Origin of the sequence: Binatus soli (SeqCode) (assembly GCF_050015535.1) — a bacterium.
GTDB lineage: Bacteria > Desulfobacterota > Binatia > Binatales > Binataceae > Binatus > Binatus soli.
In genome coordinates this window covers 42,610-51,309 of sequence record NZ_JBEKBF010000024.1, presented here as the reverse complement: position 1 = coordinate 51,309, position 8,700 = coordinate 42,610, and the positions used below count along the sequence as shown (strand labels likewise).

At 62.1% G+C, this 8,700-nt stretch carries 7 protein-coding genes and 1 pseudogene; all 8 read left to right on the top strand.

The window, feature by feature from the left end:
- Positions 1–236 precede the first annotated feature (236 nt).
- Positions 237–1,517, top strand: a complete 1,281-nt coding sequence (locus ABR989_RS16420; RefSeq protein ID WP_428130393.1) for an FtsX-like permease family protein — start codon at positions 237–239, stop codon at positions 1,515–1,517.
- Positions 1,510–2,226: pseudogene (locus ABR989_RS16415) on the top strand (ABC transporter ATP-binding protein); the annotation flags it as partial. The gene ABR989_RS16420 and the pseudogene ABR989_RS16415, both read left to right, overlap by 8 nt.
- A 245-nt stretch (positions 2,227–2,471) precedes the next feature.
- Entirely contained in the window at positions 2,472–4,832 is a 2,361-nt protein-coding gene (gene bamA, locus ABR989_RS16410; RefSeq protein WP_428130392.1) for an outer membrane protein assembly factor BamA, read from the top strand.
- 158 nt (positions 4,833–4,990) lie between these two features.
- A complete protein-coding gene (locus ABR989_RS16405) occupies positions 4,991–5,641 on the top strand; it encodes an OmpH/Skp family outer membrane protein (RefSeq protein WP_428130391.1) in 651 nt (216 codons plus the stop codon).
- A 34-nt stretch (positions 5,642–5,675) separates the two neighbouring features.
- Positions 5,676–6,131 (top strand): 3-hydroxyacyl-ACP dehydratase FabZ, encoded by a 456-nt coding sequence (gene fabZ / locus ABR989_RS16400; RefSeq protein ID WP_428130390.1) that lies wholly within the window; start codon positions 5,676–5,678, stop codon positions 6,129–6,131.
- A complete protein-coding gene (gene lpxA, locus ABR989_RS16395) occupies positions 6,095–6,922 on the top strand; it encodes an acyl-ACP--UDP-N-acetylglucosamine O-acyltransferase (protein WP_428130394.1) in 828 nt (275 codons plus the stop codon). Before fabZ ends, lpxA begins: the two co-directional genes overlap by 37 nt.
- A complete protein-coding gene (locus tag ABR989_RS16390) occupies positions 6,915–7,730 on the top strand; it encodes an LpxI family protein (RefSeq protein WP_428130389.1) in 816 nt (271 codons plus the stop codon). The genes lpxA and ABR989_RS16390 overlap by 8 nt, the downstream gene beginning before the upstream one ends.
- The gene (locus ABR989_RS16385; protein ID WP_428130388.1) at positions 7,711–8,673 is read left to right on the top strand and encodes a Gfo/Idh/MocA family protein; all 963 of its coding nucleotides are present in this window, start codon (positions 7,711–7,713) and stop codon (positions 8,671–8,673) included. Before ABR989_RS16390 ends, ABR989_RS16385 begins: the two co-directional genes overlap by 20 nt.
- Positions 8,674–8,700 lie beyond the last annotated feature (27 nt).

Here is an 8,700-nt window from a genome sequence, read left to right as displayed (position 1 = left end):
TTCATGCGAGCATCCTCCGCATTTCGTCTCAAAACGCCGTCAGCATATTTCACCACCGCTGCGCAACGCAACCCACAATCGTTGCAAATCCCTCAGCCCTCGGCGACTATGACGATCACCAACCCGATTTGATTCAATCGAAGACAAAAAAGGGGCAGTTTGGGCGCGGCGGCGGGTGTGCGCGGGCGGGCCGGATCCGGTAAAAAAGTAAAAAAGCCAAATGCAAAGGTGACGCGTTGCGCTACGAATTCCTGATTGGCCTGCGATATTTGCGGGCGCGGCGGCGCGAACGATTCGTGTCGCTCATCGCGATCATCTCGCTGGCCGGGATAACGATTGGGACGTTCACCTTGTCGGTTGCGTTGTCGGTGATGAGCGGATTCGAGAAAGATCTGCGCAACCTATTGCTCACGTTTACGCCGCAGATAACGATCGAACGCAGCGACGGCGGAGTTTGGAATCCGGCCGAGATCGAGAAGAAGATCGCCGCGATACCGGGGGTGGCGGCGGCGGCGCCATTCGTCACGTCGCAGGTGATGGCGGTCTCGAGCACGGACTCGGGCGCCGCGGGGCTGGTGTCGGGCGGAGTTATCCGCGGGGTACAGCCGCACGACAATCCGGTGCTCAAGGAATTAAGCGACACGCTGGAGAACGGGACGCTCGCGGACCTCGAGACGACGCATCCGGTGACGATTGTGGACAAGGGCGTCAAGCGCCAGGTCGAGCTGCCCGGTGCGATCATCGGCAAGTCGCTGGCGTTCGAGCTTGGGGTGAGGCCGGGCGACCCGGTGATACTGATTTCGCCGGCGAGCTTGGGAGCAGGAATCGGGCCTCCGCGCCTCAAGCGATTCGTGGTGACGGGGTTCTTTCACTCGGGCATGTACGAGTTCGATTCGACGCTGATATTCGTCGCATTGAAAGACGGACGCGCGTTGCTGGCCGACGATGCGTCGCTCGAAAGCGGGCTCGAGTTGCGGCTGGTCAACATGTTCGACGCGCCGGCGATGCGCGCCCGGATCGCGGCGATGGCGGGGCCTGATTTCGAGGTCTCGGATTGGACGACGGCCAACGCGCCGCTGTTCTCCGCGCTCGCGCTGGAGAAGTTCACCTACTTCATGGTGCTGCTGCTGATCGTGCTGGTGGCGGCCTTCAACATAATTGCGACGTTGGTGATGGTGGTGATGGAACGGCGCAAGGAGATTGCGATCGTGCGCACGATGGGTGCGCGGGCGGCGTCGGTGGCGTCGATCTTTCTGTGCGAAGGCGCGGCGCTGGGCGTGATCGGCACGGTTTTGGGCGTGGGCGCGGGGTTCGTGACGGCGTACCTGATAGGCAAGTACCATTTGATTAGTCTGCCGGCCGACATGTTCATGGTGAGTGCGGTGCCGGTGACGCTCAACGCGTGGAACTTCATCGCGGTTGCGGCGGCGACGATCGTGCTGTGCCTGCTTGCATCGATCTATCCGGCATTGCAGGCCGCGAGACTCTCGCCGGTCGAGGTGATTCGCTATGAGTGAGGCGCGAGCTGCGGCGGTGGCGAAAGCGAAACCCAAGCTTGCGCAGGGGCGTCTAATCGAGGTGCGCGGCCTCGACAAGACATTCTATGACGCCGATCGCGAGATTCGCGTGCTGCGCGGTCTCGATCTGACGGTCCAGGCGGGCGAGGAGATCGCGATTGTGGGGCAATCGGGAACCGGCAAGTCCACGCTGCTCCATATTATGGGGAGCCTGGAAGAGCCGACCGCAGGCAAGGTTTATTTCGAGGGCGAAGATTTGTTCGCGCTCGATCAGAAATCGCTGGCGGAGTTCCGCAACCTGAAGCTGGGCTTCGTTTTCCAGTTCCATTACCTGCTGGCGGACTTCACGGCTCTGGAAAACGTGATGATGCCGGCGTTGATCGGCCGCATCAACGACGCCGAAGCGAGCCGGCGTGCGACCGAGATGCTGGAAATCGTCGGGCTGGGCGACAAGCTGCGGCGCCGGCCGGCGGAACTGTCGGGGGGCGAACAGCAACGCGTCGCGGTGGCGCGCGCGGTGGTGCTGCGGCCCAAGCTGCTGCTGGCGGACGAGCCGACGGGCAATCTCGATCCGCATACGGCGGAAGAAGTGCACGAGCTGTTTCACAAGCTCAATCGCGAGCTTGGGATCACGCTGGTGATCGCAACCCATAACGAGCAGTTGACGCGCAGCGTCGGGCGCGCGCTGCGGCTCAACGAAGGAAAGCTGTTCGACGAACGGCAGAGGCCGGCCCCTGCACCCGAGCAACGAGAGAAACTGGCCCCTAACCCCGTCCCATCCGGGAAGGGAAACAATCGAGTTTAGCCGCTTCGGAGTATTCGGTTTACATGGGGGGAGCGATTGGCTAGTTTGGTCGGCGCTTTTGGTGTGTTTGAGTGAAATCCGGAAAATTCAACGCGCGCGCACCGCGCGCGCCGTCATTTTGGGGGCTACATCGTCGGCCCCGCGGGCTATTGCCGGCAAACGGCGCGCTGGTGCTTGCAGCGATTGCGACGTTCTCGTTGCTCGCGGCGGCCGTCGCGCGTGCGCAGGGCCCGGCGCCGATAATCTCGAAGGTTGAGATCGCCGGCAATCAACGCGTCGAACAGGACGCGATTCTGATCCACATCACGCAGCAGACGAACCAGCCGCTCGATCAGACGGCGGTCGATGTGGACATCAAGTCGATTTACAGGATGGGTTTTTTCGAATCGGTGACCGCCCACGTAGAGCAGCGGGGCAGCCGCAACGTGCTGGTATACCGGGTAAAGGAGCGCCCGCAGATTACCGACGTCAAGTTCTATGGGATGAAGGCGATTCGGTCGAACGACGACAAGATAGTCGAGGCGGTGAAGGTGCATCCGGGGTCGATCCTCGATCCGATCGCGGTAAAGGAGACGATCGCCGGCGTGACGCAGGCTTACGCGGACAAGGGCTACACGGACGCCAAAGTAGTCTTCAAGGCGATACCGCAGCCCGACAACACGGCGTTCGGCGAATTCGACGTGACCGAAGGGTCGAAGGTCGAGATCACCAAGATCGTGTTCGAGGGCAACAAGTCGTTTTCATCGTCCATTTTGAAAGGCCAGATGGAGACGGCAACCTACAGCAAATTGCTGAGCTGGTTGACGGGATGGGGCGCGCTCGATCAGAAGAAACTGCAGGAGGACGTCGATCGGCTGACGGCGTTTTATTACGACAACGGCTACCTGAACGTGCAGATTGGGCAGCCACAGTTGGTGCGCAGCGGCGGGCAGATTACGATCATAATAACGATCGACGAGGGCACGCCGTACCGCGTCGGCCGAATCAACATCGAAGGCAACCTGAAGTTTCCGCGCCGCGAACTGCGCAGGCTGCTGACGATGAAGAGCGGACAACTGTTCCGCGGCTCGGCGTTGCAGCGCCAGGTGCTCGCGCTGTCGGATTTCTACTCGAACCGGGGTTACGCGTACGTCAACATCGATCCGCGCACGCAACTGGTCCACACCACCAAGCGAGTCAACGTGGTGTTCGTGATCAATCCGGGCCACGAAGTGCTAATCGACCGCGTCAATATCAGCGGCAACACCAAGACCTCGGACAAGGTAATCCGCCGCGAGATCCAGATTCAGGAGCAGGAGCCGTACAGCGCCGAAGAGATCCGGGATTCGAAGGTGCGGCTGGACCGGCTGGGATTCTTCACCGACACGCGCATCACGACCTCGCCGGCGGCGCAGCCCGACAAGATAAACCTCGACGTGAACGTGACCGAGGGCAACACCGCGTCGTTCCAGGTGGCGGGCGGATTCGACAGCTATCAATCGCTGTTCGGCAACTTTACGCTGGGCAACACCAACCTGTTCGGCGGCGGCGAATCGCTGATCCTCAACGCGCAGGTCGGCTTCCTGTTCCAGAACTACAGCGTCAGTTACACGGAGCCGTGGTTCCTGGACATGCCGCTCGCCGTGGGCATGCAGTTGTTCGACAATAAAACTTACCTGCTGAGCTTCAACCAGTCGTCGGCAGGCTTCACCCTGACCACGACATATCCGCTGACCGAGCTCGGCTTCAAGAAGCTGGGGCCGTTCTCTCTCAAGGACGTGCAGGCGGGACTGGGCTACTCGTTTCAGAGCGTAGGAATCACGGGGCTGAACCAGTATACGACTTACCAAATCGAGCGCTACAAGGGCTACACGCAGACCTCAGAAATTACGCCGACGATACGCCGCTTCACGGTCGATAATCCGGTCGATCCGCGCACCGGCACCGTCGAGAGTCTCAGCATGCAGTTCGGCGGAATCGGCGGCGGCAACGAATTCATCAAGGGCGTCGCGCATTTCCGATATTTCTATCCGTTCCTGAAGAGCCAGTCGCTGGGAACGTTCGTGCTGTCGCAGGGAATCACGTTCGGCATCGGGACCAACCTGCAAAGCGGGACCGGCGGCGAGTTGCCGCTGTACGAGCGATTCTTCCCCGGCGGTGTCGGCGGTCCCGGCGACGTGCGCGGCTATCAGCTCTATTCGTTGGGACCGCAGGTGACGCTGTACGCCCAGAACGGCACTCCGCTGAGCGTTCAGGACATCGGCGGCAGCAAGGAATTGTTGCTGAGCAACGAAATCACCTTCCCGATACTGTCGGGATTGGGAATCCGCGGGGTGGTATTCAGCGACGCGGGGCAATCGTTCCTGCTCAAGGATTCGATCAATATCGACCAGCTGCAGGCGTCGTTTGGATTCGGCGTGCGCTGGAAATCGCCATTCGGGCCGCTGGCGGTGGATATCGCTTTCCCGATCAATCCGCGGCCGGCCGACCAGAAAACCGTCTTCGAAATCGGGGCCGGCTCCCCGCTCTAGCGTCGGTCGATTTTTCGACATCGGGCGACGATGAGACCGTGGGCAACTGGATTTGATGCTCGGTGACGTACTATTGTGTATGTTTCCCAGGCACGAGTGATGCGCCGTAATGAGGACGCGTCCCAGGTGGCTAGTCAACAGGAGGCTTTCCGGGCTGTATGAGGCAACGGTTGTTCATCGGTGCGTTGTTCGGTGCGTTCCTTGCGGTGACGTCCGCGGCAGTTCCCGCGCGGGCCGACCTGAAGTTCGCGTATGTTGACGTGCAGCGAGCGCTCAATGAGTGCGACGCCGGCAAGCGGGCCAAGGCCGAATTCCAGGGCCGTGTCACATCGGTGGAGGCGAAACTGCAGCGGCAGCAAAATGAGGTCCAGTCCCTTAAGGACGAGATGGAAAAAAAGGGTATGCTGATGAACCAGGATCAGCGCCAGAGTCTGCAGGACCAGTACGTGGAAAAGCTCAAGAACTTCGAGCGCGACTACAAGGACTCGAAGGACGAGTTGCAGGCCAAGGACCAGGAGGTCACGGCGAAAATCGTGCATGACCTCGCGCAGGTCATCCGCTCGCTTGGAGAGCGTGACGGCTACACGATGGTGATGGAGAAGGGATCGATCCTGTGGGGTGCTCCGGGCATCGATATTACCGACCAGGTAATCCGCAGTTACAACGCGATGCACGTGGCGATCGGCTCGGTCGGCGAAGGCGCCGGCGGCGGAATATCGCGCGCGAGCGTTCAGGCCGGGCAGGCCAGCGCGCCGGCTCCGTCGGATTTCGGCTCGGCGGCGGCCAAGCGGTCGACGATCTCGAAGTAGGCCGCTCGAAACAAGGTGCGCGAAGTAATTCCCGGTGCCTGACGACGCAAAAGTCGCGGAGCTTGGGCGCGTGTTGGGACTGCTGCCCCATCGCTATCCGTTTCTGCTGGTCGATCGCATCGTAGAACTGGTCAAGGGCCGCGTCGTAACCGTCAAGAACGTCAGCTTCAACGAACCGTATTTCGCGGGGCATTTTCCGGGTCATCCTGTGATGCCGGGGGTGTTGATCGTCGAGGCGCTGGCGCAGTCGGGGGCGATCCTGGCGCTCAATGAATTGGGCGGGGACCCGGCACGTCTGTTCATGCTGACAGGATTGGACAAAGTACGCTTTCGCCGCCGCGTAATCCCGGGCGATCAGCTGCGGATGGAAGTAAAAATTCTAAAATTTCATCGTCCGCTGTGGCGGATGCACGGGGTGGCGCGCGTCGGCGACGAATTGGCGGCCCAAGCGGAATTGTCCGCGATGGAAGTCGAGGAGCAAGTCCGATAGCGGGCCGAATCCATTCCTCCGCGGTCATCGACAAGCGGGCCGACCTCGACACGAGCGTCGAAGTCGGTCCGGGTGCGGTGATCGGACCGGACGTCAAGATTGGAGCCGGCAGCGTGGTCGGGCCTTGCGCGATGATCGAGCGTAACACCACGATCGGCGAGCGCAATCGCATCTGGCAGTTCGCCGCCATCGGCGCGGAACCGCAAGACCTCAAATTCAAGGGCGAACCGTCGGTCGTCGAAATCGGCGACGACAACATGATTCGCGAGTTCGCGACCGTTCACCGCGGCACCGAAGGCGGCGGGATGATGACAAAAATTGGCAGTCACACGCTGGTGATGACGTACGCGCACGTGGCGCACGACTGCATCATCGGCGACCACGTGATCCTGGCGGCGTGCACGGGGCTGGCCGGCCACTGCGTTATCGAGGAGTACGCGATTTGCGAGGGCCAGGTCGGGGTGCATCAGTTCAGCCGCATCGGCACTCACGCGATCGTGGCGGCGGGCGCAAAGGTGGCGCAGGACGTGCCGCCGTACTCGATGGTGGCGGGAACCGAGCGCGCGCGGCTGGCGGGCGTCAACGAAGTCGGCCTGCAGCGGCGCGGCTTCAAGCCCGAAACGATTGCGGCGCTCAAGTCCGCGATCCGCACGCTGTTTTTCTCGAAGCTGTTGCGCGACGATGCCATGAAGCAGGTCCTGGACGAGTACGGTACGGTTGCCGAAGTCGTGCGGCTGGTTGATTTCATAAACAACTCGAAGCGCGGAGTCGTTGGCCGCGAGCGTGAATAAGCTCGGGCTCATCGCGGGCAACGGCGTCTTCCCGCTCGAAGTGGCGCGCGCCGCACGCGAGCGCGGAATAAAAGTCATCGCGGTCGCGCACCTGAATGAAAGCGATCGCGCGCTTGACTCGGTGGCCGGCGAAGTCACCTGGATCAAAGTCGGCGAGCTGCAGAAAATAATCGACGTTTTCAAAAGCGCCGGAGTCTCGGAAGCGGCGATGGCCGGCGGCATCTCACGCGCGCGGCTGAAAGATTCTTTCGCGCCCGACGCGCGCGCGCTTAAGATGCTGGCGGGAATCGGACGCTTCAGCGACGACGCTGTGCTCCGCGGCGTCGCGCGTGAAGTCGAAACCGAAGGAATCAAAATGATCGATCCGATCCCGATGATCGAGCATTGGCTCGCGCGCGCCGGCGTCGGCGCCGGACCCGAGCCGACTCCCGCGCAAATCCGCGATCTCGAGCTCGCATTCGCGGTCGCGCGCCGGCTCGGCAGTTACGATATCGGCCAGACGGTCGCGGTCCGCGACGGGATGGTCGCGGCGGTGGAAGCGCTGGAGGGAACGGACGCCGCGCTGCGCCGCGCAGCCGCGCTGGTGGGCGCGGGCCTGGTGGTGGCCAAGGCGGCCAAACCGGGCCAGGACATGCGCTTCGATCGCCCCGCGATTGGCCCGGCTACGGTGCAATTGCTCGCCGAGATCGGCGCGGCGATGTTAGGCGTCGAAGCTGAAGTCGCGCTGATTCTGGAACGCGAGCGCACGCTCGAACTCGCGCGCGTGAAAAACGTGACGTTATACGGTTATGCGGAAACCAGTGGTTGAGCTGCGCGCCGCAGTAATTGGCGCGGGACGCCTCGGCACGCTGCACGCGCGCAAGTACGCCGCCATTTCGGGAATCAAGCTCGCACACGTCGTCGATATCGACGCCGCGCGGGCGCGAGCCGTAGCGATGGAAGTTGGCGCGACGCCGCTGGCCGATTACCGGATGCTGGTGGGCAAGGTTGACCTCGTGACGGTCGCGTCACCCGGCGTGACGCATCATGAGATCGCATCCGCGATGCTGAAGTCGGGCATCGACGTGCTGCTGGAAAAGCCGATGGCCGAGACGCTGGTCCAGGCGCGTGAACTGGCCAGGCTGGCGTCGACGAGCGGCCGCATTCTTCAGATTGGCCACCTCGAGCGGTTCAATCCGGCGGTCGTTCATCTGCATTCGATCGTGAAAAATCCGCGCTTCGTGGAATGCCATCGGCTCGCGCCGTTCACCGAGCGCGGCACCGACGTGGATGTGGTGCTCGATCTGATGGTGCACGACCTCGACGTGATCCTGTCGGTGGCGCCGTCGGAGGTCGCGTCGCTCGAGGCGGTCGGGGTCGCGATCCTTACCGATCGAATCGACCTCGCCAACGCGCGTATCCGCTTCCGGAGCGGTCTCATCGCAAATCTGGTCACCAGCCGCGTGTCGCCCCGGCGCGAACGCAAGATTCGTTTCTTCCAGCCCGACGCGTACCTCTCGGTTGATTACGAGGCGCGCAGCATCCAGATGTATCGCAAAACTCCGCCGGCGCCGGGCGCTCAGTTCCCCACCATCTCGGCGGAGCAGATCGATTTCGGCGAAGGCGATCCGCTCGCCGACGAAGTCAATGCATTCGTCGCGGCAGTTCGCAGCAGGTCCACGCCGGCCGTCAGCGCCGAGGACGGACTTCGCGTGATGGAACTAACCGAGAGAATCAAGGAAGTGATGCTGACGGATTCGGCCGCGCCTTGACGCCTCCCGTCCGCTGCGACAGCATCG